Source organism: Pseudomonas sp. TE3899 (assembly GCF_056279105.1).
In genome coordinates, this window is record NZ_JBWBQR010000001.1 from 2,458,510 (window position 1) to 2,485,299 (window position 26,790).

Below are 26,790 nucleotides of genomic sequence, written 5' to 3' on the forward strand. Positions count from 1 at the left end.
ACCAGGCTCTGTGGCAAGTCCAAGACCATCTGCTACCGTCAACTCGCCGTCCCGCGTTGCGTCAACGGAGGTCGAATGAATCATTTGCTGATCGCACTGATCGTGTTCACCTGCCTGTTCGGCAGTGCCTTGGTGGGCTCGTACGTGCGGCAGCGATTGCCTTCGCATCATCTGAGCGACGATTCGGTCGCCGTCCTGAAACTCGCCACCGGCCTGATCGCCACCATGTCGGCGCTGGTGCTGGGCCTGCTCGTGTCTTCGGCCAAAGGCACGTTCGAAACCACCAATGCACAGCTGGAAGGCGCGGCGGCCAAAGTGGTCGAGTTCGACCGTTTGCTGGCACGTTATGGCCCGCAAACCCAACCCATCCGCACACAGCTCAAGCACAACTACGCGCAAATCGTGCAAGTCCTGCAATCCCGGGATTCCTCCCGACTGGCCATGCTCGACAGCCCCGAAGCGATCAGCCGTTCCGAAGCCCTGCAACAGCAAGTCGCCGCGCTCGCCCCCGACACCGACAGTCAACGCACCCTCAAGGCTTCGGCCTTGCAGATGATGGACGCCGTGTTCGCCGCCCGCTGGCTGACGATGCTACAAGCCAACCAGTCGATCCCGCCGGTCATGCTGGTGATTCTCATCACCTGGCTGTCGATCATCTTTGGCTCGTTCGGTTTGTTCGCCCCGCGCAATGGCACGATTGTGGTGGTGCTGATGATGTGCTCCGCATCCGCGGCGGCGACGATCCTGCTGGTTGAAGAGCTGAACCGGCCGCTGGACGGGTTGATCAGTGTGTCGCTGGAGCCGATGCTGCATACGATGGAGCGGTTGGGGCAGTAGCCTGTGGCGAGCGGTGGCGCTGACCCGCGCTTTTGCATTCCACCAACAGCCGGCTTTCCCCTTCCACCGTGCAAGCGATAGTGACCGGCAGAAAACGCTCGATCACCGCGATATTGCTTTGCAGATGCTCGGTCATGCGCGGCGTGGTGAAGCTGCCGCCGCCCGCCATGGCCATGGGCAGCAGCAACTGATCGGCAAGGTGCTCGGCCACGGCGGTGGCGCTGTTCAGCCAATCCGCAGCCTGGTCGATGGCGCCATCGGCGACCTTCTCGGCACGCAGGGCCGCTTGGCCAAAACCACTGAACACTTCGGTGACGTGCTCAAACACGCATTCCACCAGCAGGACATTGCCCGGCCCCCGATCCTGATCGAGCGCGACGCAATGCAACACCTGCGGCGCCATTCCCAGTCGTTTGCCGACCCGCTCCAGTTCACGCTCAGCCACTTGCGGCGCAAGGCCCGCCACCAGGGCCGAAGCGCTCTGCGCCAGTAACGCGCCGCGCTCCAACAGATGCAGCGGTCGCAGCTGCGAAGGCTGGATGAAGACTTCGATCTCGCCACCACCGGCCGGCACAAACCCGTGGCGAATCAGTTGCAACTCAACCTTGGCCCCCATGCGCCGCAGCAGCGGCAGCCAGGCGCGCTCAAGGAAATCGCTGGGCGGCGCCAATGGATTATGCGTACCGCCCGAGATCCGTACACGACTGGCTTGCGGCGTCAGCAACAAGGCCGGCAACAGTGTCTGCAACACCAGGGTGCAACTGCCCGCCGTGCCAATGGCGAAGCTGAATTCGCCGCCACGAATCGGCCCCGGTTCAAAGGACAACACCTGCGAACCCAACTCCGCGCCCTGCACGGTGGCGCCACAGACCTCGGCCGCCGCCAGTACCGCCGTCAGGTGCTGGCGCAGCAAACCGGGACGGCTGCGCCGGGCCCGAATGTTCTTAATCTGCAGCGCCCGACCGGTCACCATCGACAGGCTTAAGCCACTGCGCAGTACCTGACCGCCGCCCATCGCGCCGTCCAGTTCAATCACTTCCTGTTTCATGTTCATCCTTAGGCGTAACGCTTTACCGTGTCTCTCAAATACTGATCCAACCGCCGGGAGTCTTCCTGGGTGCGCGGCAGTTTAGGCACTGCGCGCTCCAGTTCCGTAGCGATGAACTGGTGCAACGCGTGTCGACGTGGGCCGTAGGCACTTTCATCGGCGTTGCGCTTGAGCACCAGCAATTCGGCGACTTCATCCAGCAGAGCCGGGTCGTCGACGGTGCTGAGCAAGTCGGCGAAGGTCATCGGCGGGCGACCCCGGCCCTGGTCGATCCAGCGCACCGCCAGCAACGGACGCAGCACGTAGAAATACTTCTTGAACCGCACGCTCTCGCCTTGCAGGTAGCCGCGAAAGTTTTTCCGGGCCATCGACAGGTAATGATTGCGCGCGGCCGGCGGGCTGTAGAACGCCTCGGCCAGCTCACGCAGTTGCAGGGTCGCGGCCGTTTCGCTTCGATACACCAGGGGCGAATCGAGCCATTCCAGCAGCGTCGGATTGGACTTGCGCAACAGCCCGAGGGTCTTGCGCAGCTCCCAACCACTGACATCCAGTTCATCGTCCAGCGGCCGCTCGATCACATCCCGCGGCGTATCGACCTGGAGGAACCACTCCGGTTTTTCCACGTAGACGAAGCGCACGTCATAGTCGCTGTCGGTCGAGGCAAAGCCCCAGGCGCGACTGCCGGACTCACAGGCGTAAAGCACGCTGACGTTACGCTCGCGCTCTATCCTTTCAAGCTCCTGTAACACCCGGGCGCGCATCTCGGGCGCCAGCGGGTGAGTTTCATAGTTGTCCATGTTCCCTATCCTTTTACGCACACCACCTGACGCAGGGTGTGCAGTACTTCAACCAGCTCGCGCTGGGCGTGCATGACTTTGTCGATGTCCTTGTAGGCCATCGGTATTTCATCGATGACGGCAGCGTCCTTGCGGCACTCCACGTGCGCGGTGGCGCGAATCTGATCTTCAAGGGTGAAGGTGTTCTTGGCCTTGGTCCGGCTCATGGTGCGACCGGCGCCGTGGCTGCAGGAGCAGAACGATTGCTCGTTACCCAGGCCGCGAACGATGAAGCTTTTCGCCCCCATCGACCCCGGAATGATCCCCAACTCGCCCTTCTTCGCCGACACCGCGCCTTTGCGGGTCACCAGAATCTCTTCACCAAAATGCCGCTCTTTCTGCACGTAGTTGTGATGGCAGTTCACCGCCTCCAACGCCACCTCGAACGGCTTGCTGATCACCTGCCGTGTCGCCTGAATCACCGCTTGCATCATCAACACACGGTTCTGCTTGGCGAAATCCTGGGCCCAACCCACCGCTTCGACGTAGTCATCGAAGTGCTGGCTGCCCTCTTCGAAGTACGCCAGGTCGCGGTCCGGCAAGTCGGCGATGTGCTGGCGCATATCCGCCTGGGCCAGTTGAATGAACAGGTTGCCAATGGCGTTGCCGACCCCACGGGAACCGCTGTGCAACATGAACCAGACACGGTTGGCTTCATCCAGGCAGACCTCGATGAAATGGTTACCGCTGCCCAACGTGCCCAAATGCCCACGGTTGTTGGTGTTAGCCAGCTTCGGATACTTGTCGGTGATCAACTTGAACCGTGGATCGAGCGCCGCCCAGGCGTGATCGGCCTGTCGGGGGATCTCGTCCCAGGCGCCTTTGTCCCGGCGCGAACGGGTCGAGCTGCGGCCGTGGGGCACCGCTTGCTCAATGGCGCTACGCAGGCCGTGCAGGTTGTCCGGCAAATCGGCGGCCATCAGCGAGGTACGCGCGGCGATCATGCCGCAACCGATGTCGACGCCGACCGCTGCCGGAATGATCGCACCCACCGTCGGAATCACACTGCCGATGGTCGAGCCCTTGCCCAGGTGCACGTCCGGCATCACGGCCAGGTGTTTGAAAATGAACGGCATCTTCGCCGTGTTCATCAACTGCTCGCGGGCTTCGCGTTCCACCGGGACGCCTTCGGTCCAGAGCTTGATCGGTTTGCCGTTGGCGACTTCCAGCAGTTGGTAGGTATGTTCTTGCATGATCTCTATTCTTTTCTTTTGGCCGATTATCCGGCGTTGTTCCAATACCCGGCAGCGACCAGGGGATACAGGCACATATGCTCTACCAACTGAGCTACCCGTTACCGGGGCGGGAGTCGAACCCGCGACACGATGTAGTACCTGTGGCATTCGCTGCCAAAATTTCAACTAGGTGGCACGACAAAAGTGAATGACTGTTGCGCGTTGCCGCGCACCGGACTGAACCGGTCGTTAGATGTACAGCCATTCGGCATTCGTGCCTTTCACCGCCTCTGACAAGAGTTTGATGGGACGCCTTCGATGTAGTCCCATGGGCATTCAGTGCCGGTGAAAAAATCAATTCGTGTGGCGTGCGCCGTGTGACCGGCGCACGCGTTTGCTTACTCCATGGCCTCGATCACCTTCACCCAGTGCTGCGTACCGTAGTTGCCAGTGGCGAACTGCTCGATCACGTCGAACACCGCGTCGCTGAAACCGCCGACATTCAAGATGTCCTCACGGTCCGGCGCCTGGGTCGCCCAGCCCGGTTGCATGTCGATGCACACCAGCCGCGCGTGCGGGTTGATCTGCTTGATCCGCTCCCATTGCTGCATCGTTTCACTGCTGCCCCGGCGACGCGCGTCGAGCCAGGATTCATTGTCCGAGACCATGATCAGCGTATCGACCTTGGCCTTCTCGTCAGCCAGTTTCGCCAGTGGCGCCGAGCAGCTAGTCCCGCCACCACCGATGCCGGCGAGCTTCTCGGCGTTGCTCATCACGCTGTCACGCGGGTTGAGCTGGATATCCACCACCTTCATTTCAAACGGCATCACCCGGGCTTGCGGTTGTTTGCGCAAAACCGCCGCAGCAATCAGTGCAGCCACATCAATGCAGCGTACTGCGCTGGTCGCGCCCTGGCGATAACCGGTGACCGGGCTGTGCATCGAGCCAGACACGTCCGGGCACACCACGACATGCCCTTGCAGCGCCGGCACGTTGGCCAAGGACAGTTCCAATGCGTCCTGCAATGCCTCGCGCACTATGAGCGGCACGTCCTCCCCGGTCATGCGATACGCCGCCAATAACTGGTACGGATACACCCGCGCCTTCGCCACCGCCTCGGCGTCCGCCAAACGTGCGGCCACATATTCAGCGCAACCCGGCACTAGAAACGCACCGTGGCGCGCCAGGGTGTTGAGGTTCATGCGCAGGGCTTGCCAGCCCATGTTCTGCGCCTGAGCCGCCCATTGTTCCTTGCTCAGGGCCTCGTTACCCAGCAGTTGGAACGGTACCGGCGGCACCTCCTGGCTCGCGCCGCTACGGAAGGCCAGCAACGAGCGGGTCAGTTCAGGCAAGGCCTGCACATCCACCGGTTTACCGATCAGCCAGGCGAAGAACGCTGCACGCCAGGCCTCGTTGGGCTTGGGGTGAACCATCTTCACCACATCCGCCAGCGACGGCTGGTTGCCGATCGAGGCCTGGAGCAATTGGCGTTCGCTGGCGTTGTTCAACCAGTTCTGCACCAGGCGCTTGGGCTGCGAACCGAGGGACTTGCGCCCCGTGGCACCGCTGCGCAGGATCTGTACGAAGTTGCGCAACATCTTGCCGCTGTCCACCACCTGCTCGAACACCTCTGGCACCAGCGCCGAACGCTGTGCCGTGAGGGCGGCGAGCATCAAGGCCGGCATGTCTTTCATGTGACCCTTTTTACGAGCATACAAAGCGGCCTTCGCCACGTAGCGGCTGTCCAGCTCGGCGACCAATTGCAACACCTGATCCAGTTGGCTTTCGGCCGAAGCGTAGAACGTCGAGTTCAGGCACCCGGTCACGGCCAGTTGGGCCAACTTGTGTTTGGCGCTGTAGGCATAAGCCGGAGCTTGAGCGGCGTTCAGCGTGTCGCATGCCGGCAGGTTTGCCTGTTGGGTGTTGAACAGTTTGAAGTTGGCCATCGTGGCGTCTCGCTTGTTGTCTCGTTCGTTGCCAGAGATATTGCAGCCGACGTGCCAGGTTTGTTTTTTTGTTCTGATTATTTTTTATCTTATTGATTTATATCGTTATTTTTAATTTTTGTGATTTTTGAGAATTCTGAAGGCGACAAACGGCTCGCTATTTATCTATCCTTTGATATCGCTTTTTATCTTCAGGTATAAACATGTCAGCCAAGCGCACCGTCGCCATCGGTTTTATCGGCGCCACCCTCGATCGCGTCGGCAAGGGCGCCAATCGTTGGAGTCACTGGCGGCCGAGCGTAGGCCTGTGCCAGCAACCGGACGTGCTGATCCATCGGCTGGAACTGATTCACGGTGTCGACGCCCGGGACGTCAGCCTCGCCCAGCGGGTTCGCGAGGACATCCGCCAAGTCTCGCCGGACACCGAGGTGCGCCTGCATCCCATGTCACTGCGCAACCCCTGGGATTTCGAAGAGGTGTACGGCGCGCTGCACGACTTCACCACCGACTACACCTTCGACACCGAGCACGAGGATTACCTCGTACACATCACCACCGGGACCCACGTGGCGCAGATCTGCTGGTTCCTGCTGACCGAGGCGCGATTTTTACCGGCGCGGCTGATCCAGACCTCCCCGGCCCGGCGCCAGAGCGAAGCAGATAAAGCCATCGGCACCCACGCCCTGATCGACCTCGACCTGTCGCGCTACGACCGCATCGCCTCGCGCTTCGCCCATAAACGCCTCGAAGGCCTGGCGTTTCTGAAGTCCGGGATCGCCACCCGTAACGTCGCGTTCAACCGCTCCATCGAGCAGATCGAACGCGTAGCGGTGCGCTCCCAGGCACCGATGCTGCTGATCGGGCCGACCGGTGCGGGCAAGTCCTTCCTGGCCCGACGCATCTATGAACTCAAGCGCAGCCGGCACCAGATGCAGGGGCGCTTCGTGGAAGTGAATTGCGCGACCTTGCGCGGCGACGGCGCCATGTCTACGTTGTTCGGCCACATCAAAGGCGCATTCACCGGCGCACAGAATGCCCGCGACGGCCTGCTGCGCGCAGCCGATGGCGGCATGCTGTTTCTCGATGAGATCGGCGAGCTGGGCGCCGATGAACAAGCCATGCTGCTCAAAGCCGTGGAAGAGAAACGCTTCTTTCCCATGGGCTCGGACAAGGAAGTGGAAAGCGACTTCCTAATCATCGCCGGCACCCACCGCGACCTGCGCAGTCGCGTCGCCGAAGGCCTGTTTCGCGAAGACCTGTATGCACGGATCAACCTGTGGACGTTCGACCTGCCCGGCCTGGCGGGTCGGCGCGAAGACATCGAACCCAACATCGATTTCGAACTGGAACGTCATGCCCGCGACCAAGGCCATTTGGTGCGGTTCAACCTGGAGGCTCGACGCCGCTACCTGGCATTCGCCAGCTCCAGCGAAGCCGCTTGGCTGGGTAACTTCCGCGAGTTGTCGGCGTCCATCACGCGCATGGCAACGTTGGCCGACAGCGGGCGCATCGACGAGGCTCAGGTCGAGGAAGAAATTGATCGCCTGCGTTATGCCTGGGGCCTGACGCAACCCAGTGATGATTTGGATGGATTGCTCGGTGAGAACGTCGACATCGACCTGTTTGATCGCCTGCAACTGAAAGCTGTGCTCGACGTTTGCCGGCAGGCGGACAGCTTGTCTGATGCGGGACGACGTCTGTTTGGCGTGTCGCGCCAGGCCAAGGCGCAGCCGAACGATGCGGATCGCTTGCGTAAATACCTGGCGCGCTTCGGGATTGAGTGGAAGCAAATGGCTGATTTGCAGCGCAGGGCTTCAATTGAATGATGTGCAACTGGCTCAGGGGCGCATCGCAAAAAAGATTCGCCCCCGCTTACAACACGACAGCCTCTATCCTCCCCCGCGACATCCTGTCCATCTGCTGCCTGTGGTAGACGGCGACCCTCGACTGGTAACCTGCGCCCTGCTCTTTCAATGACGACGGTGACGCATTTGATCAGCAGTACCCCCACACTGGCCCGGGATATCGACGGTAAAGCCATTTCCGCCCAGGTGCTCGACGAGGTCCGCGAAGAAGTTCTGGCCCTGGCCGCGCAGCAGATTCATCCCGCCCTCGCGGTCGTGCTGGTCGGCGACGACCCGGCCAGCCACGTCTACGTGCGCAATAAACTGCTGCGAGCCAAGGAAGTCGGGATTCGCTCCCTCGAACATCGCTTGCCGGACGACGCCAGCCAGGCTCAAGTGCTGGAGCTGATCGCGCAACTCAACGCCGACGTCACGGTGAACGGCGTTCTGGTGCAGTTGCCGTTACCGGGGCATATCGATGAAGCCGCGGTGATTCATGCCATCGACCCGATCAAGGACGTGGATGGGTTTCATCGCGAAAACGTCGGCGGTCTGGTGCAAGGCATGGACGTCTTGACCCCGTGCACGCCCAGCGGTTGCATGCGCCTGTTGCAGGAGACGTGCGGGGATATCAGCGGGCTGCACGCGGTGGTCATCGGCCGGTCGAACATTGTCGGCAAGCCGATGGCGACCTTGTTGTTGCAGGCTCACTGCTCGGTCAGTGTGGTGCACTCGCGCAGCGTCGATGCGCCGGCGCTGTGCCGGTTGGCGGATATTGTTGTGGCGGCGGTGGGTCGCCCTGGATTGATCGATGCCAGTTGGCTCAAGCCTGGGGCCGTGGTGATTGATGTCGGGATCAATCGTATTACCGACGCATCCGGCAGCCGTTTGGTGGGCGACGTCGATTACGCCAGTGCGCGTACCGTGGCCAGTGCGATTACGCCGGTGCCGGGTGGTGTCGGGCCGATGACGATTGCTTATCTGCTGAAGAACACGTTGATTGCGGCGCGATTGCAGCGTGCGGTAAAGGCGCGGGAGCCGGATCCGGATGGGTGTGATTCGGATATCAACTGATCGACGCCAAACCTGTGGCGGGCGGTGAACCTGTGGCGAGGGGGCTTGCCCCCGTTCGGCTGCGAAGCAGTCGCCAAGCTGTGTGCACTGGGTGCAGGGGCCGCTACGCGACCCAACGGGGGCAAGCCCCCTCACCACAGCAAGCCCCCTCGCCACAAGGTTCAGTGTTAGCCACAGCGTTTCGCTTAGGGATCAAAACCGTGGCTTAACCGTCTTCCACTCCGGCTGATACTTCTGCATCTGTCTCACATCATCGCGCTGACGAATACCGCACGTCAGGTACTGATCATGCAGCTTGCCCAGCTGATCATGATCGAGCTCCAACCCCAGACCCGGCGCGCGGGTGATCTTCACGCAGCCATCGACAATCGGCAGCTTGCCGCCCTTGATCACCTCTTCATCCGGCTCCTGCCACGGGTAATGGGTGTCGCAGGCGTAATCCAGATTCGGCACCGACGCCGCCACATGCGCCATGGCCATCAAGCTAATGCCCAAGTGCGAGTTGGAATGCATGGACACGCCCAGGCCAAAGGTCTGGCACATCTTCGCCAGCGCCTGGGTGTCGCGCAGGCCGCCCCAGTAGTGGTGATCGGCGAGCACGATCTGCACGCTGTTCAGCGCCACGCTGCGGCGGAATTCATCGAAATCGGTGACCACCATGTTGGTCGCCAGCGGCAGGCCGGTGCGCTTATGCAGTTCGGACATGCCTTCCAGGCCCGGCGTCGGGTCTTCGTAATATTGCAGGTCATCGCCCAACAGTTCGGCCATGCGAATCGAGGTGTCCAGCGACCAGTTGGCGTTCGGATCGATGCGCAGCGGGACGCCGGGAAACGCCTTCTTCAAGGCCTTGATGCACGCCACTTCATGCTCCGGCTCCAGCGCGCCGGCCTTGAGCTTGATGCTCTTGAAACCATAGGTTTCGATCATGCGCCGGGCCTGGGCGACAATCTGTTCTTCGTTCAGCGCCTCGCCCCAACTGTCCGGCTTGTAGGGTGAGTCGATGTGCTGCGCGTACTTGAAAAACAGGTAGGCGCTGAACGGGATTTCATCACGAATCGCCCCACCCAGCAGATCCACCAGCGGCACGTTCAGCGAGTGCGCCTGCAGGTCGAGAAACGCCACTTCGAACGCCGAATAGGCGTTGCTGACGGCTTTGCTCGCATGGGAGCCCGGCGCCAGCTCCGCACCGGCGACGCTGGTGGTCTTGTTGGCCGCCACGGTGGCCTGGACGATGGCGCGCAACTGGTTGAGGTTGAACGGGTCGAGACCGATCAATTGATCCTTGAGTTGCATCTGGATCGCCAGCGCCGGGGCATCGCCGTAGCTCTCGCCGAGGCCGATGTAGCCGTTGTCGCTCTCGATTTCGATGATCGAGCGCAGCGCAAAGGGTTCGTGAATGCCGCTGGCATTGAGCAAAGGCGGATCGCGAAAGGCGATGGGGGTCACGGTTACGCGTTTGATTTTCAAAGGTCAGGCTCCGATTGATCTCTATCCAGGTCTTAACGTGTAGCGGCGTGGTTCGGCACCACCGCTTTGGTCGCGGTTTGCGTGCTTGATTTCGGGGTAGTGCGAGCAAAGAAAATCACCACGGCGGCCACCAGCGACGTCGCCGCCAGGCCATACAGGCCGCCCTCGATGGAACCGGTGGATTGCTCGAGGAAACCGAACGCAGTCGGCGCAACGAAGCCGCCTAGATTGCCGATGGAATTGATCAGCGCGATGACTGCCGCCGCGATGCGCGCATCCAGATAACTTTGCGGAATCGGCCAGAACAGCGCAGAAGCTGCCTTGAAGCCGATGGCGGCAAAACAGATCGCGACAAACGCAAAGATTGGGCCGCCCGTGGTGGACATGAACATGCCGAACGCAGCGATTACCAGAGTCAGCGCGACCCAGGCCTGCTGGAATTTCCATTTGCTGGCCAGGGCCGCGAAGCCGTACATCGCGACGATGGAAATGATCCAGGGAATCGAGTTGAACAGGCCGACCTGGAAGTCGCCGAGGTTGCCCATCTTCTTGATCATGCTCGGCAGCCAGAACGTGGCGCCATAAATGGTCAGGGCGATGGAGAAGTAGATGAAGCAGAACAACGCGATCTGCCGGTCGGCCAGCAGTTTAAACATCGACGGTTTGGGCCCTTTCGCCGCTTCGCGAGCCTGCTGTTCTTCGGCGATGGCCATGATCAATGCGCCCCGCTCCTCTTCAGTCAGCCATTTCGCCTCGCGCGGATGGGATTGCAGCCAGAACCAGACGAATCCGCAGAGCACAATGGAGGCAAAGCCTTCGATCAGGAACATCCACTGCCAGCCATGCAGGTTCAAGCCGTTGACGTTCAGCAGTGCCCCGGACACCGGGCCGGAAATCACCGAGGCAATCGCTGAACCGCTGAGGAACACCGCCATGGTCTTGCCGCGCTCAGACGCCGGCAGCCATTGGGTGAAGTAATAAATGATGCCCGGAAAAAAACCGGCCTCTGCCGCGCCGAGGATAAAGCGCAGCACGTAGAAACTGGTTTCGCCTTTGACGAAGGCCATCGCCATGGCGGCCGCGCCCCAGGTGAACATGATCCGCGTCAGCCAGACCCGGGCGCCGTAACGCTGCAGCAGCATGTTGGACGGTACTTCAAACAGCGCATAACCAACGAAAAACAAGCCGGCGCCCAGTCCATAAGCCGCGGCGCCAATGCCGAGGTCGGTTTCCATGTGGCTGCGCACGAAGCCGATATTGACCCGGTCGATGTAGTTGACGATGAACATGACCACGAACAGCGGCAGCACATGGCGCTTCACTTTGGCGGCGGCGCGGGCCAGCACCGTGGGCTCCGGCGAACTCTGGAGGGTTTTCAAGGGCGACTCCCGATCTTGTTTTTTTGGGGACGAGCCGATCATGGACGCGGTAATTGATCCCGTCTAATCTAACTTGGCATTCGATTGATACCTGGATTAGATCAATGTTCGAACTCACCCAACTGCGCTGCTTTACCACGGTCGCCACCGAGCTCAACTTCCGTCGAGCGGCCGAACGCCTGAACATGACGCAACCTCCACTCAGTCGCCAGATTCAGCTGCTGGAGCACCACTTGGGCGTCGAGCTGTTCACCCGCACCACCCGCAGCGTCGCCCTGACGGCCGCCGGTCGCGCCTTTTTCATCGAAGCGCAGAACCTGCTGGAGCGCGCCCAGCAAGCGGCGGTCACTGCCCGGCGTTTTGCCGAAGGCGACATTGGCTCAGTCAATATCAGCTTCGTCGGCAGTGCGGTGTATGAATTCCTGCCCAAGGTGATTGCCGAAGCACGGCTGAAACAGCCTCACGTGAAAATCGATCTGTCGGAGATGAACACCTACCAGCAGCACGAAGCCCTGCGCGCCCGGCGGATCGACCTCGGCATCGTCCGTGCGCCATTGCTGGAACCGGGCTACGCCACCGAATGCCTGGTGCGTGAGCCGTTTGTCCTGGCCGTGCCGAGTAATCATCGACTGGCCAGCGCCGAAACGGTGTCCGTGCAAGACCTCGATGCACAGCCTTTTCTAATGTACTCCCACGCCGCCTACCCGCCGTTCAACGAACTGCTGACCGGCATGCTGCGCTCGGCTCGCGTGGCCCCGGAATACGTGCAATGGCTCGGCTCATCCCTGACCATCCTGGCGCTGGTCAACGCCGGCATGGGCCTGGCCCTGGTGCCGCGCTGCGCGACGAGTGTGGTGTTCAAGAATGTGGTATTCCGCGATATCGATCTGGGCGAAGGGGTGCAAAGCGAACTGCATCTGATCTGGCGCGAGAACAACGACAACCCGGCGTTTGCGATGCTGCTGGAGGGCATTCGACGGGCAGTTCGCGAGGGCTGGGGGGTATGAAAAAGCCCAACCTTTTCGGGTTGGGCCAAAGCACTAGTAGCGGTGGTATTCCTGACCTCCGTAGTAACGACCATGATCACGTCCATGCCCATGTCCATCATGCCAATACGGCCAGCAGCCACCGAGTAGCAGGGTGGCTGCAATTACCAACAGTAACGGGGTTGTACGTTTCATCTGATCATCTCCCGACAGGCGATGCCTGACGCTGTAAACATTTGAACGGCCTGGAAATGAGATGGTTCAACGTACCGGACATTGGGGAGATGAATTTTTTGGCATGAAAAAGCCCAGCCTCCTCTACGCTGGCTGCGCCGTTGAAAAACAACGGCGGGAAGGCGTGCCGGAAAGGTTAACATTCACCAGAGCCCGCCGCTTTTTCGATGCAAGGACAGCGATCAAACAACATGGAACGTAAGTGATGTCGATCTATTCAAGTATTAAATCCGTAGTCACCAAAACTATAAAAGTGCTGGGCTTGATCCTGCTTGAAATCATTAGAGCTGCGCTTAAATTGGTGCTTTTCGTGGCAGCCGTATTGGTTTTGATTGTTTTCTGTATGTGGGTAACCGCTGACTCTACCAGCCCCAAATTGAGCCCCTTGCTAACCGAACTGGTTAACACGGTAAATGAACATCGAATATCCCGTTACCACAATCAGGATTGGTGCAAAAGTATTGAATCCGAGACTGGCAACTACGCCGACAAGCCAAGCTCCACCTGTGGCAGCGATGATGAGAACAAACCTTTCGATGCGCACGGAGCGCAACTGTTCGCTCTGGTCAGTTACGCGGCTACAAAGGCGCACATAGCGCCTACCAGAATCGACATTCAATCAGAGCACGGCCGCGTAACGTTCGCGAGAATCGACCTTTCCTGCCTCTTCGGCTACGCGGCTTATGTCTATTCGCCGCAAAAAACCTATGTCACTCAAGAGAGAAAACCGACAGACGTCAGGGATATGACCGGGGGTTGGTATTACGAAAACAGGGGTATTTGAACGACCCCCTCCAGTTTCCTTGGCCGCCTAGCAGCCAGGCTGACAGAAACAAAAAAGCCCAGCGGGTGGGCCGGGCCTTATCGTTTCGGGAACAGATTCAATGGGGCTGGCGCTGTCTCTGTAACTCGGTCTTCAGCCACGTGCTCGTCGGCTGGACGCCTGCTGAACAATTCACTTCATAGGCTTTGCCATTCATGCTGCTTTTGGTGGCGGCCAGATCAATAAAGTCTTCGGCGCTGCTCACCCTGTTTTTGCCTTCAAGATAATCCAGCTTCTTTTCGAGATGCGCTCGAGCCTGGGGTCCCGGGTATTCAGTGCCATTGCGCACAAACTTGCATTCACTGCGCGCCACAAAATCCAGCAAGCCCTTTATCTCCTGATCAGCCTTCGGCGTGGTTTGGGCCTGCGCACCGCCCGCCACTGCCAATAGACCGATAGAAAGCGTGATCAACCATTGGCGAAAAATGGTTCGGGTGGCCTCTGCTTTGATAATCCGCATGGTACTTCCTTGTTCTGAAAGTGGGCGACTTTAGCACCAGGGCGTCAGAAACGAAAAAGGGGATCAAGCCGCCAAACTTGATCCCCTTACGAAATAGGGTCGGGACGGAGTGATTCGAACACTCGCCCCTAGCCCCCCCCATCTCATTTTCCATACTAGTTCTTTGATGAGACCGGCAAGAAGACAGGCGTAACCCCTCAAATCATCATCTCGGATCACGCAGACAGACTGACCCAAAGCGAAGGATGCAAATTTCCAGACTACGTCCGGGACAACAGTCCGTGCCTGGATACCGCTAACAGTCCAATTTGGCGCCGGGCCTCGTTATCGCACATCACGACAAATCAGGTTACAACCCCGAGGGCCTGACTTCTCGGATGAACTCTATCTAATGGCGAAGGAAAAAAAAGGCTGCAGGAGCAGCCTCAAGGATGAGGGGGCAGAGATGACTAAGCATCACTCATGTTTTCTTATAGAGCGTAGCTTTGTCGGCCTGGCAACAAGATCAATCGTCTACATGGAACCTGGGTAGCATCCATTTCCAACGAATGGCGGCAATACGGCTGACAAAAACGAACGCAATGGCGATTGCAGACGCCACTTCAAGAGAAATCTGCAAATCCAACAGCGTGATATAGGCGACGGCACCCAAAATACTGATGGATGCATAAACCTCACGTTTAAACACCAACGGTATTTCGTTACACAACACATCACGCATCACACCCCCGGCGACTGCGGTAGCTACACCCATGATCACTGCGATGCTGGGAGGGAGGTTTTGCTGAAGAGCCATATCTGTTCCTCTGACCGTAAATACAGCCAATCCAAATGCATCGGCTACCAACAACACCCTCTCGTTGAAGGTTTTCAAGGTCCTCGCCCAAATCATGGTTCCTAGCGAAGCACTAACCCCTACCAAAAAGCCATTCTCATTGGAAACCCACTCGATCGGATAATGCGCCATCAGTACGTCACGCAAGGCACCGCCGCCTAAAGCGGTGACTAAACTGATGGTGATCACACCGAACCAGTCCAACGATTTTCGCCCTGCCATCAGGGTGCCAGTTACTGCGAAGGCTGCAACGCCTGACAACTCACAGTAATAAATCACCCAGCCAGCGTGGTAAGCCTTCATTTACGGAACCAGCCTGTACTGCAAATGGGAGAAGTTCTTGAAATGAAGCACCCTCAAAGACTCACATTGAGGTCTAATTACATTATCATAGTATGATAATAAAATCACAGCTGAGGCGAGCGATGAATACGGGGCAAAAAACACAGCCGCGTATCGTCATGAGGGTTATCCACTCGGAAAAACCACTGTTGAATCAAGTGTGCGGGTCGAAACGATAGGTGACCTGACAATGGCGTACAGCCCAGGGGGGGGGCGCGGCCCTGCTTGGCAATAGCCAAAAATCCGGACGATGTTTACCGCTTTACAGGTAATCAGCCGCAACGAGCGTGCGGCGACCGAGTGTATGAGGCTGCTGCTGAACGTGGGTGCACACTCATCTCGTATGGACCCACGCAGTACTCGCCTGCAGCGGTGCTGGGGAGGGATTACATTATTCCCAAGCCGTTGGATGGGCGCCTGCATTCGGGGGGAGCTGGAGCAGTGGCTAGAGCGGCAATTGATTCGGGCGAGGCCATCTATCTCATTTACCCATTTCTGGTAGACGTACCGTCGCCATTTTCTGATCAAGGTCAATCTCGTTAACTGTAACAAACCTAATCGGTGACAAAAAAATCCCCGACCATTACAATTTGATTAACATCGACCGTTTTAGGGTATTGGCAACTCCATGGAAAACAAGACTGCACGACTAACTGTGCTCATTGATCCCGTCAAGAAAAAAGCGCTTGAAGAGCTGTGCGCGTCTCAGGATCTGACGCCCTCTCAGGTCGTTCGTCAGCTTATTCGGGACTATCTGGAGACGCATGGCGTGTCCTACGCCACAAAAAGCAAAACTGCGGCCAATGGCAAGTGATTCATCTGCGCATGAGCGGGCACGACGAATGCCTGCTCATCGCTCCTTCTACTCTCTTGCACCTGTCTCTAGCCCTGTGGCTTGTCGATCTCGGCGTAGCTGCCCAGTGCACCACTGAAGTCAGCATGATAATGCTGTGAGCCGAGTGCTTGAAGAACCCCTGCCTTGTCGAGCTTGCCAAGGACTTTTTCGTTGGCTTCACACAACTTCACGACAATGCTGCGTTTACGCAACTGCTCAATAACTTCGAGTAGCGTTTGTAAGCCCGTGATATCCATGAACGGCACCCGCTTCAGACGAATTATCAACTTCCGGGGATCGGTGTGCGTCTGAGCCAAAACGCGCTCAAAGGTTTCTACTGCGCCAAAGAAGAGAGGCCCCTCAATGGTGTAAACCAAAACACCAGGTGGAAGATGTACATGCCCATTCAAGCGCAACTCTGCCTCCAGCTCTTTTTCGACCATTAACTGCACCTCTACAGATGCAGCCATCCGACGCATAAACTGCAGCATGGCGAGAATGACCCCGATATTCACTGCAATCGCTAGATCGCTGAAAACGGTCAGGCTGAAAGTGATTAAAAGGATCGCAACGTCCGCTTTTGGGGCGCGTTTGACCATGCGTTTGAAGTGCTTCAGTTCGCTCATGTTGTAAGCGACCACGAATAAGATCGCAGCCAACGCACACAGCGGGATATCCGAAGCCAGAGGTGCCAGGAAGAAGATCAATAAAATCAACGTGACGGCGTGCGTAAAACCCGCAATGGGGCTGTTGCCGCCGTTGCGGATGTTGGTCGCAGTTCGAGCGATCGCGCCTGTCGCAGCAAAACCACCAAACAGAGGTGTGACCAGGTTGGCAATGCCTTGTCCGATTAACTCCTGATTGGAGTCATGTTTTGTGCCGGCCATCCCGTCGGCGACAACAGCAGACAACAGCGACTCGATCGCCCCCAGCATCGCGATCGCGAACGCAGGACCAATCAATTCAATGATCTGCGGCAGCGTTATTTCAGGAAGGCCAATTTTGGGCAGTCCTTGAGGAATCCCCCCGAATGCACTCCCTATCGTTGCCACGCCATCGAATTTAAAACAGGAATGCAACGCCGTCACAACGACCATGGCAATCAGAGGACCAGGAACACGCCTGACGCCTGGAATTTTAGGCGCGAGAATCACCAGCAGCAGGCTCAAGATGGCTAACAGGGTCGTGGGCACATGGAGGCCAGGCAGCGCTTGAATGAGGTGCCAAAGCCGCTCATGAAAATGCTCGCCACTGATGTTCGGCAAGCCCAAAAAATCTTTCCACTGCCCGACCCAAATGATCACACCAATACCGGCGGTGAACCCAACGATCACGGGATCGGGAATGAACTTGATAAGTGCGCCAAGCTTGGTGATGCCGAGCAGCAATAATATTGCGCCCGCCATCATTGTCGCGATCTGCAAGCCATCAACGCCGTACTTGGCCGTTACGCTGGCCAAAATGACGATGAACGCCCCGGTCGGGCCGGCGATCTGTAGTCGACTCCCGCCGAAAAGCGAAACCAATAAGCCACCCACAATTGCCGTGTAGATTCCTTGCTCCGGCTTGACGCCCGAGGCGATGGCAAATGCCATGGCCAAGGGTAACGCCACGACGCCGACGATGACCCCCGAGACGATATTGCGAAGCCAGTGCTTGCGCCCTAACAAGCCCGCTTTCCAAGCTTCTCGTATGGCAATCATGACTAGCCTCGCGCTGGTGGCATGTGCATACTATTCACACGTAGTGATAATAGTAAAGCAATTGGCCTAGCCTCGTACGACACCACCGACCCTGTAGTTACAGTGTCGAGAGCGCAGAAACATATGCCCGGAGCCCCCGAATGAAACGCGAAGACGTCAAAACCAAACACGGTGAAGGCATGCACTTCGACACGCATGTGATCGCCAACCCGGCCAATACACACGAGTGGATCATTCTTTTTAAAAAGGAAGCCGGGAGAAGCTATTTTCTGGTCAATGACAATGAGGAAATTGAGTCATTTGGACACCTTGATGAACTGATCCGCGAGCTTCGAGATCTGGGTATCAAGTCCGCCGAAGTACATTTCTGATTGTTCCACCCAAGGCGTTCGATCATGTCAGTAAAGGTTGATCATGGCCTCCTCCCCTTTCGCTCCCCGCTATTTTGATCCGCTACACCGCGCTCATCCGCGCCACTCGTTCACCCCATGACTTGAGTGTCTGACGCGCAGGACATTCGAGCGCGCAAAAAAATGGCCACACAAGGTGGCCTAAGACGGGTTCAAGCATAGGAGGATCTCTATTGGCCAACAGACACAGGCGCACCCTGAAGTCTTAGGGCCAATAGAGTAGGTCCGCTGGCTGATAAACCCCTTCATCAGCAGCGCGCAACTGGCAATTTGATCCTGGTCTGTGGGTCAGGACCTCGTTGCCTATCATTATAATAGTGTTAGCATGTGATTGTAATCAACATCTAATAAGGTGATCGCATGACTACCGACTTCAAGAAGGCTGCACTGGATTACCACGAATTCCCAACCCCAGGAAAAATCTGCATCGCGCTGACCAAGCCTGCCGACACAGCCGCCCAGCTCGCACTGGCCTACAGCCCAGGCGTAGCGGAGCCCGTACGCGAAATTGCGAAGAATCCAGAGAATGCTTACCGCTTCACCGGTAAAGGCAATCTGGTGGCCGTGATCACCAACGGCACGGCCATTCTGGGGCTCGGCAATCTAGGCCCCTTGGCCAGCAAGCCGGTTATGGAAGGCAAAGCATTGCTGTTCAAGCGGTTCGCCGGAATCGATTCGATCGATATCGAAGTCAATGCCGAGAGCTCCCAGGCCTTTATCGAGACCGTCGTGCGTATTGCCGACACCTTTGGTGGCATCAACCTGGAAGACATCAAAGCGCCTGAGTGTTTTGAAATCGAAGAAGCACTGATCGAACAGTGCAGCATCCCAGTCTTTCATGACGACCAACACGGTACGGCCATCGTCACTGCCGCCGGCATGCTCAATGCACTTGAGATTCAGGGCAAAACCCTGGGTAATGCGAGAATTGTCTGCCTCGGCGCCGGTGCAGCTGCCACTGCTTGCATGCGCCTGCTGCTTAGTCTCGGCGCTCAAAAAAGCAACCTATACATGGTCGATCGTGTCGGTGTTATCCACTCCGCTCGGGGAGGCCTCAATCAATACAAAGCACAGTTCGTTAACGACGGTGGCCCTCGTACGCTGATGGAAGCCATGACCGGTGCTGACGTGTTTGTCGGCCTGTCTGGAGCCAATCTGCTCCCCGCAGAAGCATTGGCAGCGATGGCACCTAACCCGATCGTGTTTGCCTGCTCGAACCCGGACCCTGAAATCAGCTACGAGCTGGCCATGGCCACACGTGATGACCTGATCATGGCGACCGGTCGCTCTGATTACCCTAACCAGGTCAATAACGTTCTGGGCTTTCCGTTCATTTTCCGCGGGACGCTGGATGTTCGCGCAACCCGGATCAACGAAGCGATGAAAATTGCGGCGGTGGAAGCACTGCGCCAATTGGCCAAAGAGCCGACGCCCGTGGAAGTGCTGAAAGCGTTCAACGTCGATAAGCTTGAGTTTGGGCGCGATTACATCCTCCCCAAAGCGCTCGATGCTCGCCTGCTCGGAGCAATAGCCGGTGCAGTGGCCAAGGCCGCTATCGACACCGGCGTTGCGAAGCTGCATTACCCGGCGCACTACCCGCTTTAAGCTGCTGCGCCAGCAGGCGATCCTCTGTTCACAGATCAGAAGAAACGGCAGCCATCGGCTTCAACACTCAACGAGCAGCCCCGTCTAAACCGCGGGTACCTGGTGATATCAGATATGCATAATCGGCTGGCTTCTTTGCTCTTCATACCCTTGAAACAAGGGTGAATAAATGCCGATCAAATATGTCAGGAGCCTCACCGGGCGAAGGCGCACCACCGCCGCAAACCGACATCTTGGGTTTGCCCTGGCTTTCGTCGCGGGAGCAATCAATGCTGGCGGTTTCCTGGCTGTGCATCAGTACACCTCACACATGACGGGCATCGTCTCTTCGATGGCAGACAACAGTGTGCTGGGAGCCTACGACCTGGTACTTAGTGGCGCCGGCGCATTGTTGTCTTTTCTGATGGGGGCTGCGTGCTCTGCGGTCATGGTCAATTACTCCCGACGCAGACGGATGCACAGTGAGTTTGCAGTGCCACTTTTGGTCGAGGCCTTTCTGCTTATCTGCTTTGGCTTTCTGGGCGCCCAACTATCCACCGTGGATGGTTTGTTCGTGTCAGTCACCGTGATGCTCCTGTGCTTCATCATGGGGCTACAAAACGCGGTGATCACCAAAATTTCAAAAGCCGAAATCCGAACGACGCACATCACCGGCATCATCACGGACATCGGAATTGAGCTGGGAAAACTCTTTTACTGGAATGCCACCAGCACATCGACACACCCAAAAGTTCTCGCCAATCGGACCCGGCTCAAAATACTGATACTGCTGGCGCTGAATTTTTTCTTTGGCGGCGTGATGGGGGCATTTGGGTTCAAGCACATTGGTTACATCTCAACGGTACCGCTCGCGATGGTTCTGGTGACACTGGCGATCGTGCCTGCCTTTGATGACGCCAGGCTTTTTGTGCGCCGCACCATGCGAAAGTGAGCCAATGACTTTTGCTGAGCGCGCCTACCGCAAACATTACCATTGTATGTTAATGTTATGCACATATTCGGTGGAGCAGTGACAGCACGCTTGATCCGGTTGCTCGCCCCGTAACAGCAGCGTCCTCGAGTAGTTCTGTGCGGCGCGAGAGCTGACATCCGTCTCAGGACACCCGTCATTTGATCCGCGATGACCTGCGCAGTCACGGCGCGGAGGATGAAACACAGCACACTGGCGCGGCGAAAGCCGTCAGACAGTCAATGCCTATCAGCAGACTCGTGACACCAGTCTCAATGACCCAATCAATACAGCAGGCTGACAAAGCTCTGTTAAGGAAGAGACCATGAGCAGAACAATCGCAATCATCAAGGGCGACGGCATCGGCCCCGAGATCATGCAAGCGACGCTACGCGTACTCGACGCCCTTGACTGCAATCTTCGCTACGACTTCGTTGAGGCCGGCCTGGAGGCGTTGCAGCAACATGGACAGCTGATGCCACCCGTCTCTATCGATACGATCGCCAAACATGGCATCGCACTTAAGGGCCCTCTGACGACACCGATTGGCCGTGGATTCTCATCGATCAACGTTCACCTTCGCCGCCATTTCGACCTCTACGCCAATGTCCGACCAGCGATCAGTTTCCCGGGAACCCGTTCACGCTTCGAAGATATCGACATCATCACAGTGCGCGAAAATACCGAGGGGGCTTACTTACCCGAAGGACAGAGTATTTCAGAAGACGGCGAAGTCGCTTTGGCGAGCATCCGCGTAACACGCACCGCCTCCGAACGCATCGTGCGATACGCGTTCGAGCTGGCTCGTAGCAAAGGCCGCAAGAAAGTGACCGCGGTGCACAAGGCCAACATAATAAAGTCTTGCTCCGGTTTGTTTCTTGAGGTTGCGCGCGAGGTCGCTGCGGATTATCCGGAAATCGAATTCCACGAAATGATCGTCGATAACGCCTGCATGCAGTTGGTAATGAACCCCCATCAATTCGATGTCATTGTCACCACCAACCTGTTTGGTGACATCCTTTCAGACTTGTGCGCAGGCCTGGTGGGTGGATTGGGCTTGGCGCCCGGGTCTAACATCGGCGCCGATGCGGCCATCTTCGAAGCGGTCCACGGTTCGGCACCGGACATCGCGGGCAAGAACATCGCGAACCCTTGTGCATTATTGTTGGCTGCCGCGGACATGCTTGATTATCTGGGCATGGTGGACAAGGGGACACGCATTCGTACCGCTATCCGCGTTGTTTTGAAAACCGCCTGCGATCAGGTGACACCGGATATGGGGGGAACCGGAACGACTGAGTCCTTCGCTGACGCTTTGGTGGCCTACTTGCGTGACTAGATAGATGTAATCGCCAGCTCAGTCAGAGCTGGCGTTTTTATATCCTGCGCCACGCCTACCACCCCTCCTTGATTTAAGAGAAATCAAAAATGCCTAAGGTGGTTAGATCGTTACTCATCAGCACCGACTACAGGCAAAATCGCCCAGGAATCAATGGCACCCCCTCGCAACAGGAAGACAGGCCACCCGATTAAAAAATTTCCTGGTGCTCCTTTGATTGGGACTTATAACTCATCGAGTCTTGCATCACCCTCAAGCAGGGAATCTTGTTATTTTTGTTATGTTTCAATTTTTATAATAAAACAAGGGCAACATGTTTAATTACTTACTGCAGTTTCTGTTGCCGGTTGCCGGCACTGCATACGGGTATATATGTGGAGCTTCTATACGCTCTTTCAGCTTTGCCGCATAGTCCTTCGCTCCCTGCTCATTGCGGAACTGAATTCGCCGGGCACCTACACACACGGACCATAGATCTTCACTCTGACTAGACAGATGTTCGACCCTGACAGACATGACGACACTCCAGGAAAAAAGAATTCAAAAATGAATTTCAGCCACCTTGATACCGATTTCACGCAGCTCATGAATCAAATCATCAAGGTGTCGGAAGGGTTCAATTTCTTCATTGTCATTGACCAGGAAAAAGCTTCTTCCTGCTTCCTTTTTAAAGAAGGCGATCCACTCCTGGGTGTTGGCCGGATTGGCAATTAAATGGGTGTCAAACTGAATGCCTTCAGCGTGTTTGATTTTTACGTCCTCACGTTTCATGCAGCTCTCCAAGCGCTCACATCTTTCTGTTCTCATGCGTGATTTTGCCTCCCGGCAGTTGAGCAAAAAACGTCGGTCCTGCCTGAGGCAAGGTCGAGCAGATTGCCTTTCTATTATCACTGCATGATAATAGTATGCACATATGCCCCCTCGAAGGCTAGTCGTGAACAGAACCACCGTACTCTACGAGGTGCCCCGGTCTGAGCGCTCCCACCCAATGCTTTGACTCTGAAAGCCCACAACCTTGCGGGTAAGCGTCAAGTGATAACGCTCTGACGGCCAGATCGAGAACAAAACCGAACCCAAAAAGCACTCACGATCAGCAATGAGCTATCAGCTCCACACCCTGGAAGTAATTGCCTGTACGGGTTCAAAGTGACTTACTTCACCGTGATGATTGCACCTCGAAGTGCACATAGGACGTCATGTTCAAAGACATGAGATGAGTCCCACGCCGCAACGGATCGCCTTTACTTTTGATTTACCGCGTACGGTTTCTGAATTTTAAGGACGAAAGTCATCATGCGAAAAACAGAAATTAAGATGTGTGTCCCGCTCAATGTGCCGACACTCGAGCCTGGGCAGCGATTGTTGGTTTGCCTTGAGCAATGCGTCGTCGTCCAGCAGCGAGAAACAAAAATCTATCAGGTTGTTTTTGACTGCAAAGCACCTAAAACAACACGAATTCTTTGGACAGAGGACGAGTGGATTTTCATCGGCAGGCACAAGCAAAATGCTGAAAAAGATCCTTTGCTGGCTACCTTTGTATCAACACTAAAAACTGAATAGAGGGTTTCCTGTGAACGAGCCCCATGAAAGACAGGACACCGTTTCCCCCTTACGATAAGGGATAGGCAAACGGTTATGTTTATGACTAACAGCAACGATAAGAGTGGGGAGCTTTTGGGCCAGGAGCGGCGGCGCCGCTGGAGCTCAGAGCAAAAGCTGGCCATGGTTCGCGAGAGCCTTGAGCCAGGACAAAGTGTGTCGGTGGTCGCTCGACGCAACGACATCAATGCCAACCAGTTATTCCTGTGGCGCAAGCTGTATCAGGACGGCGCCTGTCGGCGGTCAGTGCAGGCGAAGCCGTGGTGCCGGCCTCCGAGCTGAGCGATGCGCTCAAGCAGATCCGTGAACTGCAACGGATGCTGGGCAAGAAAACGATGGCAGCCGAAATCCTCAAAGAGGCCGTGGAGATCGCCCGATCGCGAAAATGGATTGCGCACTCACCCTTGTTGCCGGGGGACGACCAGTGAAGCTGGTCAGCGAATGTCTCGGTGTGGCGCGCTCGCAATTAACGGTTCAAATCAAGCAATCGGTATCACCCAAAGTACGGCGAAGCAGGCCTGTGGACGATACTGCGCTGGTGGTCGAAATCCAGCAACAGGTCAGCGAGCTGCCCAGCTATGGCTACCGTCGGGTCTGGGGATTGCTGCGTCGTGCACGTGAAAAGCGGTCGCTGCCCGCGATCAACGTGAAGCGGGTTTACCGGGTCATGCGTGATCACAATTTGCTGCTTGAACGCCGGATCAAACAGCCCGGCGTGCCGCGTCGGCACGAAGGCCGTATTGCCGTGGAAACCAGCGATACGCGTTGGTGCTCGGACGGCTTTGAGTTCCGTTGCGAGGACGGCGCCAAACTGAGCGTGACCTTCGCCCTAGACTGCTGTGATCGCGAAGCGATCGGCTGGGTCGCGAGCCCGACCGGGTACAGCGGCGATGACATCCGCGACTTGATGCTGGAAAGTGTGGAGAAGTGCTTCGGTGATCAACGGCCTGCAACGCCGGTGCAGTGGCTCAGCGATAACGGTTCGGCCTACACCGCCGAACAGACGCGCCTGTTTGCTCGACAGATCGGCTTGCAGCCGGTGACCACCCCGGTGCGTAGCCCACAGAGTAATGGCATGGCCGAGAGTTTCGTGAAGACGATCAAGCGTGATTACGTGGCGCACATGCCCAAGCCGGATCGAGAAACGGCGCTGCGTAACTTGGCAATTGCCTTCGAGCACTACAACGAGCAGCATCCACACAGCGCCTTGAACTATCGCTCTCCGAGGGAGTTCAGGCGCTTAGCGGCAGCATCAATTTAACGGGGAGTTGGTGTCCGGTTTTGTAGGGGCAAGTCCAGTAGTGCAGCCCCGTCTCATCGTCGAAATACTGCCCCTGAAACCGCAAATTCTGTTCGACCTCGTTCACTTCAAGCTTTTCTACCGAGCCCCACGCCTTGTACGTCGCTTGCCAGACGATCTGCCCTTCCCGGTCCGTCATCTCCAGCGGCGTACCAATCTGGTCGGTATGGAAGTAATAAAGCGTCTGCTCCCCACCCTCTTCCTGATCCACCCGCGCTAACGGCGCATAACTCCCCGGCTCGTAAATGTAGAGGCTACTCTGCCCCGGCGTTTCCTCGCGCAACATCCGCAAGCCTTGCCACAGAAAATGCTTCTGTTCGGTAACCCCGTTGACCGCTGACACCTTGGCCACACGCCGTCCCAGGCTGTCATAGCGATAGGCGCCGCTGCTTCCCAGCTTCCCGCCCACCAACGTCTCAGCCTTAACCAGCCGATTCTCACAGTCATAACTGAACGTCTGCAGCCTGCTCATCCCACTGCGTTTTTCAATCAGATTGCCCCACGCATCGTAGGTATATTCCTGATCCCGCCACTGCTTGATCCGGTTGTCCTTCACGTGATCAAACTGACTGGTGTTGAAGTTCAGCCGGTTCGCCGCCGCGTCGTAGCGGAACTCTTCACTGTCCACCAACTTGCCGGTGTCACGGCTGTGCAACTGGCCGTTGGCTTCGTACTCGTACTTGATCTCGCCGCACAGTTTGTCGAGGGTGCGGGTCAGTTCACCGGCGGGGTCGTATTGATGACGGCGGTGGATCGGGTTGTAGGCGTGCTCCACCAGCAGTTCGGGCTGGATGCCGGGGTTGTGCAGTTGCGAGAGTTTTTCCGCCGGCAAGGTCGAGGCGAACTGCCAGGCCTTGCGGCCCATGGCGTCGTAGCCAAAACAACTGGTGAGCGTGCCCTGGGTGCGTAACACCTCGCGGTGCAGGTCATCGCGCTCCATGTCGCTGATCAGTTGGCCGTCGAGGTTGAGCTGGTGCAGGTGGCCGCTGCCGTAATACAGGTGGTTCAGGTGTTGGCCGGTCGGCAGGGTCAGCGTGGTCAGGTTGCTCAGCGGATCGTAGTCGTAGGACAAGGCGCCTTGCGGCGTGGTCTCTTTGATCAGACGGCCCAGCAGGTCGTAGGCGAAATCGAGTTTCTCTTCACTGACGCCGAGTTTTTTGCCGTGGGCGGTGGGTAGGCGTTCGATGGACAGCAAGCGGTCTGCGTCGTCGTAGGTGTAGTCCTGGCGGGCATCGGCGTTGAGTTTGGCCAACAGTCGGCCGATGGGGTCGCGCTCAAATTCCGAGGTGCGCTGTGGGCGTTCGGCGCGCTCGCCGTAGCCGATTTCGTCAACCCGCGTCAGGTGCCCGCCCAGGTTGTAGCTGAACCGGCGGGTCAAGTTGTCGATGCGTTTTTCTTCGATCAGGCGATCGGACGCGTCGTAGGCAAACTGGTAAGCCGCGTTGTTCTCGTTGACCAGCGCGGTCAGGCGGATGGCCTGGTCGTATTCGTAGCGGATGCGCTGGCCTTTGGCGTCCTGGCGGCTGCTCGGCAGACCTCGAGCGGTGCGCAGCAGGCGCGTGGTCTGGCCTTTGCCGTCGGTGTGCGTCAGCACCTGGCCGAGGGCGTTGTAGGTAAACGACTCGGCGCTGCCGTCCGGGTGCTGGATGCGCAGCACTTCGCCATCGGGTTTTCGTTGCAGGGTGGTGGTCTGGTTCATCACGTTGGTGACGTCGACTGGGGGCTGGCAGTCGTTGTAAACATAATAATTTCGTCGTACGAAGT

22 protein-coding genes and 2 pseudogenes are annotated in these 26,790 nt (G+C 57.4%); 13 read left to right on the forward strand and 11 right to left on the reverse strand.

Annotated features, from left to right (window positions below; all coding sequences use genetic code 11):
• The first annotated feature begins 75 nt into the window (after window positions 1–75).
• Window positions 76–837: a bestrophin-like domain gene (locus ACZ89E_RS11040; protein WP_149658754.1), complete on the forward strand. Its 762-nt coding sequence runs from the start codon at window positions 76–78 to the stop codon at window positions 835–837.
• On the opposite strand, the gene rtcA is transcribed toward ACZ89E_RS11040, so the two are convergent.
• The 4 genes from rtcA to ACZ89E_RS11060 all read right to left on the reverse strand — a co-directional run bounded on the left by rtcA (window position 785) and on the right by ACZ89E_RS11060 (window position 5,842).
• Window positions 785–1,885 (reverse strand): RNA 3'-terminal phosphate cyclase, encoded by a 1,101-nt coding sequence (gene rtcA, locus ACZ89E_RS11045; protein WP_476255644.1) that lies wholly within the window; start codon window positions 1,883–1,885, stop codon window positions 785–787. The genes ACZ89E_RS11040 and rtcA overlap by 53 nt on opposite strands.
• 8 nt (window positions 1,886–1,893) lie before the next feature.
• A complete protein-coding gene (locus tag ACZ89E_RS11050) occupies window positions 1,894–2,682 on the reverse strand; it encodes a nucleotidyltransferase domain-containing protein (protein ID WP_476255645.1) in 789 nt (262 codons plus the stop codon).
• Window positions 2,683–2,687: 5 nt separating this feature from the next.
• A complete protein-coding gene (locus ACZ89E_RS11055) occupies window positions 2,688–3,914 on the reverse strand; it encodes an RtcB family protein (protein ID WP_476255646.1) in 1,227 nt (408 codons plus the stop codon).
• Between the two features lie 380 nt (window positions 3,915–4,294).
• The gene (locus ACZ89E_RS11060; RefSeq protein ID WP_476255647.1) at window positions 4,295–5,842 is read right to left on the reverse strand and encodes an RNA-binding protein; all 1,548 of its coding nucleotides are present in this window, start codon (window positions 5,840–5,842) and stop codon (window positions 4,295–4,297) included.
• Window positions 5,843–6,045: 203 nt separating this feature from the next.
• On the opposite strand from ACZ89E_RS11060, the gene rtcR reads away from it, so the two are divergent.
• Entirely contained in the window at window positions 6,046–7,668 is a 1,623-nt protein-coding gene (gene rtcR, locus ACZ89E_RS11065) for an RNA repair transcriptional activator RtcR (protein WP_149658759.1), read from the forward strand.
• 147 nt (window positions 7,669–7,815) lie between these two features.
• Complete coding sequence (folD, locus tag ACZ89E_RS11070; protein WP_476255648.1) at window positions 7,816–8,760, forward strand: bifunctional methylenetetrahydrofolate dehydrogenase/methenyltetrahydrofolate cyclohydrolase FolD; 945 nt, start codon at window positions 7,816–7,818, stop codon at window positions 8,758–8,760.
• A 192-nt stretch (window positions 8,761–8,952) separates the two neighbouring features.
• Here the strand turns inward: folD and ACZ89E_RS11075 are convergent, their stop codons facing one another.
• Window positions 8,953–10,227 (reverse strand): glucarate dehydratase family protein, encoded by a 1,275-nt coding sequence (locus ACZ89E_RS11075; RefSeq protein ID WP_476255649.1) that lies wholly within the window; start codon window positions 10,225–10,227, stop codon window positions 8,953–8,955.
• A 32-nt stretch (window positions 10,228–10,259) separates the two neighbouring features.
• Window positions 10,260–11,606, reverse strand: coding sequence for an MFS transporter (locus ACZ89E_RS11080; RefSeq protein WP_476255650.1), 1,347 nt, complete (start codon window positions 11,604–11,606; stop codon window positions 10,260–10,262).
• Between the two features lie 104 nt (window positions 11,607–11,710).
• Here ACZ89E_RS11080 and ACZ89E_RS11085 point away from each other — a divergent pair, with 104 nt between their 5' ends.
• From ACZ89E_RS11085 to ACZ89E_RS11095, 3 genes are all read left to right on the forward strand, one after another.
• Window positions 11,711–12,613, forward strand: a complete 903-nt coding sequence (locus tag ACZ89E_RS11085) for a LysR family transcriptional regulator (RefSeq protein ID WP_476255651.1) — start codon at window positions 11,711–11,713, stop codon at window positions 12,611–12,613.
• A 235-nt stretch (window positions 12,614–12,848) separates the two neighbouring features.
• Window positions 12,849–13,028, forward strand: coding sequence for a hypothetical protein (locus ACZ89E_RS11090; protein ID WP_463260128.1), 180 nt, complete (start codon window positions 12,849–12,851; stop codon window positions 13,026–13,028).
• Between the two features lie 3 nt (window positions 13,029–13,031).
• On the forward strand, window positions 13,032–13,610 hold the full coding sequence (locus ACZ89E_RS11095) for a hypothetical protein (protein ID WP_463260127.1): 579 nt from the start codon (window positions 13,032–13,034) through the stop codon (window positions 13,608–13,610).
• A gap of 97 nt (window positions 13,611–13,707) precedes the next feature.
• On the opposite strand, the gene ACZ89E_RS11100 is transcribed toward ACZ89E_RS11095, so the two are convergent.
• Together ACZ89E_RS11100 and ACZ89E_RS11105 are read right to left on the reverse strand one after the other, a co-directional pair.
• Window positions 13,708–14,109, reverse strand: a complete 402-nt coding sequence (locus ACZ89E_RS11100) for a YfeK family protein (protein WP_476255652.1) — start codon at window positions 14,107–14,109, stop codon at window positions 13,708–13,710.
• 505 nt (window positions 14,110–14,614) lie between these two features.
• Window positions 14,615–15,247, reverse strand: coding sequence for a trimeric intracellular cation channel family protein (locus ACZ89E_RS11105; protein WP_149658767.1), 633 nt, complete (start codon window positions 15,245–15,247; stop codon window positions 14,615–14,617).
• A 667-nt stretch (window positions 15,248–15,914) separates the two neighbouring features.
• On the opposite strand from ACZ89E_RS11105, the gene ACZ89E_RS11110 reads away from it, so the two are divergent.
• Window positions 15,915–16,100 (forward strand): ribbon-helix-helix protein, CopG family, encoded by a 186-nt coding sequence (locus ACZ89E_RS11110; RefSeq protein ID WP_045060687.1) that lies wholly within the window; start codon window positions 15,915–15,917, stop codon window positions 16,098–16,100.
• Window positions 16,101–16,168: 68 nt separating this feature from the next.
• Here ACZ89E_RS11110 and ACZ89E_RS11115 read toward each other — a convergent pair whose 3' ends face one another.
• Window positions 16,169–17,824 (reverse strand): SulP family inorganic anion transporter, encoded by a 1,656-nt coding sequence (locus tag ACZ89E_RS11115; protein WP_149658768.1) that lies wholly within the window; start codon window positions 17,822–17,824, stop codon window positions 16,169–16,171.
• 140 nt (window positions 17,825–17,964) lie between these two features.
• On the opposite strand from ACZ89E_RS11115, the gene ACZ89E_RS11120 reads away from it, so the two are divergent.
• The 4 genes from ACZ89E_RS11120 to ACZ89E_RS11135 all read left to right on the forward strand — a co-directional run bounded on the left by ACZ89E_RS11120 (window position 17,965) and on the right by ACZ89E_RS11135 (window position 22,127).
• Complete coding sequence (locus ACZ89E_RS11120) at window positions 17,965–18,195, forward strand: hypothetical protein (protein ID WP_463260125.1); 231 nt, start codon at window positions 17,965–17,967, stop codon at window positions 18,193–18,195.
• 399 nt (window positions 18,196–18,594) lie between these two features.
• On the forward strand, window positions 18,595–19,839 hold the full coding sequence (locus ACZ89E_RS11125; protein ID WP_476255653.1) for a malic enzyme-like NAD(P)-binding protein: 1,245 nt from the start codon (window positions 18,595–18,597) through the stop codon (window positions 19,837–19,839).
• Between the two features lie 169 nt (window positions 19,840–20,008).
• A complete protein-coding gene (locus ACZ89E_RS11130; protein ID WP_476255654.1) occupies window positions 20,009–20,770 on the forward strand; it encodes a YoaK family protein in 762 nt (253 codons plus the stop codon).
• A 343-nt stretch (window positions 20,771–21,113) separates the two neighbouring features.
• The gene (locus tag ACZ89E_RS11135) at window positions 21,114–22,127 is read left to right on the forward strand and encodes an isocitrate dehydrogenase (RefSeq protein WP_149658771.1); all 1,014 of its coding nucleotides are present in this window, start codon (window positions 21,114–21,116) and stop codon (window positions 22,125–22,127) included.
• 540 nt (window positions 22,128–22,667) lie between these two features.
• Here the strand turns inward: ACZ89E_RS11135 and ACZ89E_RS11140 are convergent.
• Window positions 22,668–22,898 (reverse strand): hypothetical protein, encoded by a 231-nt coding sequence (locus ACZ89E_RS11140; RefSeq protein WP_045060682.1) that lies wholly within the window; start codon window positions 22,896–22,898, stop codon window positions 22,668–22,670.
• A gap of 522 nt (window positions 22,899–23,420) precedes the next feature.
• Between ACZ89E_RS11140 and ACZ89E_RS11145 the strand changes: the two genes are divergently transcribed.
• Together ACZ89E_RS11145 and ACZ89E_RS11150 are read left to right on the forward strand one after the other, a co-directional pair.
• Window positions 23,421–23,687: a hypothetical protein gene (locus tag ACZ89E_RS11145; protein WP_149658773.1), complete on the forward strand. Its 267-nt coding sequence runs from the start codon at window positions 23,421–23,423 to the stop codon at window positions 23,685–23,687.
• Window positions 23,688–23,768: 81 nt separating this feature from the next.
• Window positions 23,769–24,987 (forward strand): annotated as a pseudogene (locus ACZ89E_RS11150) (IS3 family transposase).
• Window positions 24,988–25,009: 22 nt separating this feature from the next.
• Here ACZ89E_RS11150 and ACZ89E_RS11155 read toward each other — a convergent pair.
• Window positions 25,010–26,743, reverse strand: a pseudogene (locus tag ACZ89E_RS11155) (RHS domain-containing protein); the annotation flags it as partial.
• Window positions 26,744–26,790: the final 47 nt, after the last annotated feature.

Bases quoted from the DNA above. Each gene is read 5' to 3' on its own strand.
- ACZ89E_RS11040 (WP_149658754.1), top strand. From the start codon at position 76: ATGAATCATTTGCTGATCGCACTGATCGTGTTCACCTGCCTGTTCGGC.
- rtcA (WP_476255644.1), bottom strand. From the start codon at position 1,885: ATGAAACAGGAAGTGATTGAACTGGACGGCGCGATGGGCGGCGGTCAG.
- ACZ89E_RS11050 (WP_476255645.1), bottom strand. From the start codon at position 2,682: ATGGACAACTATGAAACTCACCCGCTGGCGCCCGAGATGCGCGCCCGG.
- ACZ89E_RS11055 (WP_476255646.1), bottom strand. From the start codon at position 3,914: ATGCAAGAACATACCTACCAACTGCTGGAAGTCGCCAACGGCAAACCG.
- ACZ89E_RS11060 (WP_476255647.1), bottom strand. From the start codon at position 5,842: ATGGCCAACTTCAAACTGTTCAACACCCAACAGGCAAACCTGCCGGCA.
- rtcR (WP_149658759.1), top strand. From the start codon at position 6,046: ATGTCAGCCAAGCGCACCGTCGCCATCGGTTTTATCGGCGCCACCCTC.
- folD (WP_476255648.1), top strand. From the start codon at position 7,816: ATGACGACGGTGACGCATTTGATCAGCAGTACCCCCACACTGGCCCGG.
- ACZ89E_RS11085 (WP_476255651.1), top strand. From the start codon at position 11,711: ATGTTCGAACTCACCCAACTGCGCTGCTTTACCACGGTCGCCACCGAG.
- ACZ89E_RS11090 (WP_463260128.1), top strand. From the start codon at position 12,849: ATGGTTCAACGTACCGGACATTGGGGAGATGAATTTTTTGGCATGAAA.
- ACZ89E_RS11095 (WP_463260127.1), top strand. From the start codon at position 13,032: ATGTCGATCTATTCAAGTATTAAATCCGTAGTCACCAAAACTATAAAA.
- ACZ89E_RS11100 (WP_476255652.1), bottom strand. From the start codon at position 14,109: ATGCGGATTATCAAAGCAGAGGCCACCCGAACCATTTTTCGCCAATGG.
- ACZ89E_RS11105 (WP_149658767.1), bottom strand. From the start codon at position 15,247: ATGAAGGCTTACCACGCTGGCTGGGTGATTTATTACTGTGAGTTGTCA.
- ACZ89E_RS11110 (WP_045060687.1), top strand. From the start codon at position 15,915: ATGGAAAACAAGACTGCACGACTAACTGTGCTCATTGATCCCGTCAAG.
- ACZ89E_RS11115 (WP_149658768.1), bottom strand. From the start codon at position 17,824: ATGATTGCCATACGAGAAGCTTGGAAAGCGGGCTTGTTAGGGCGCAAG.
- ACZ89E_RS11120 (WP_463260125.1), top strand. From the start codon at position 17,965: ATGAAACGCGAAGACGTCAAAACCAAACACGGTGAAGGCATGCACTTC.
- ACZ89E_RS11125 (WP_476255653.1), top strand. From the start codon at position 18,595: ATGACTACCGACTTCAAGAAGGCTGCACTGGATTACCACGAATTCCCA.
- ACZ89E_RS11130 (WP_476255654.1), top strand. From the start codon at position 20,009: ATGCCGATCAAATATGTCAGGAGCCTCACCGGGCGAAGGCGCACCACC.
- ACZ89E_RS11135 (WP_149658771.1), top strand. From the start codon at position 21,114: ATGAGCAGAACAATCGCAATCATCAAGGGCGACGGCATCGGCCCCGAG.
- ACZ89E_RS11140 (WP_045060682.1), bottom strand. From the start codon at position 22,898: ATGAAACGTGAGGACGTAAAAATCAAACACGCTGAAGGCATTCAGTTT.
- ACZ89E_RS11145 (WP_149658773.1), top strand. From the start codon at position 23,421: ATGCGAAAAACAGAAATTAAGATGTGTGTCCCGCTCAATGTGCCGACA.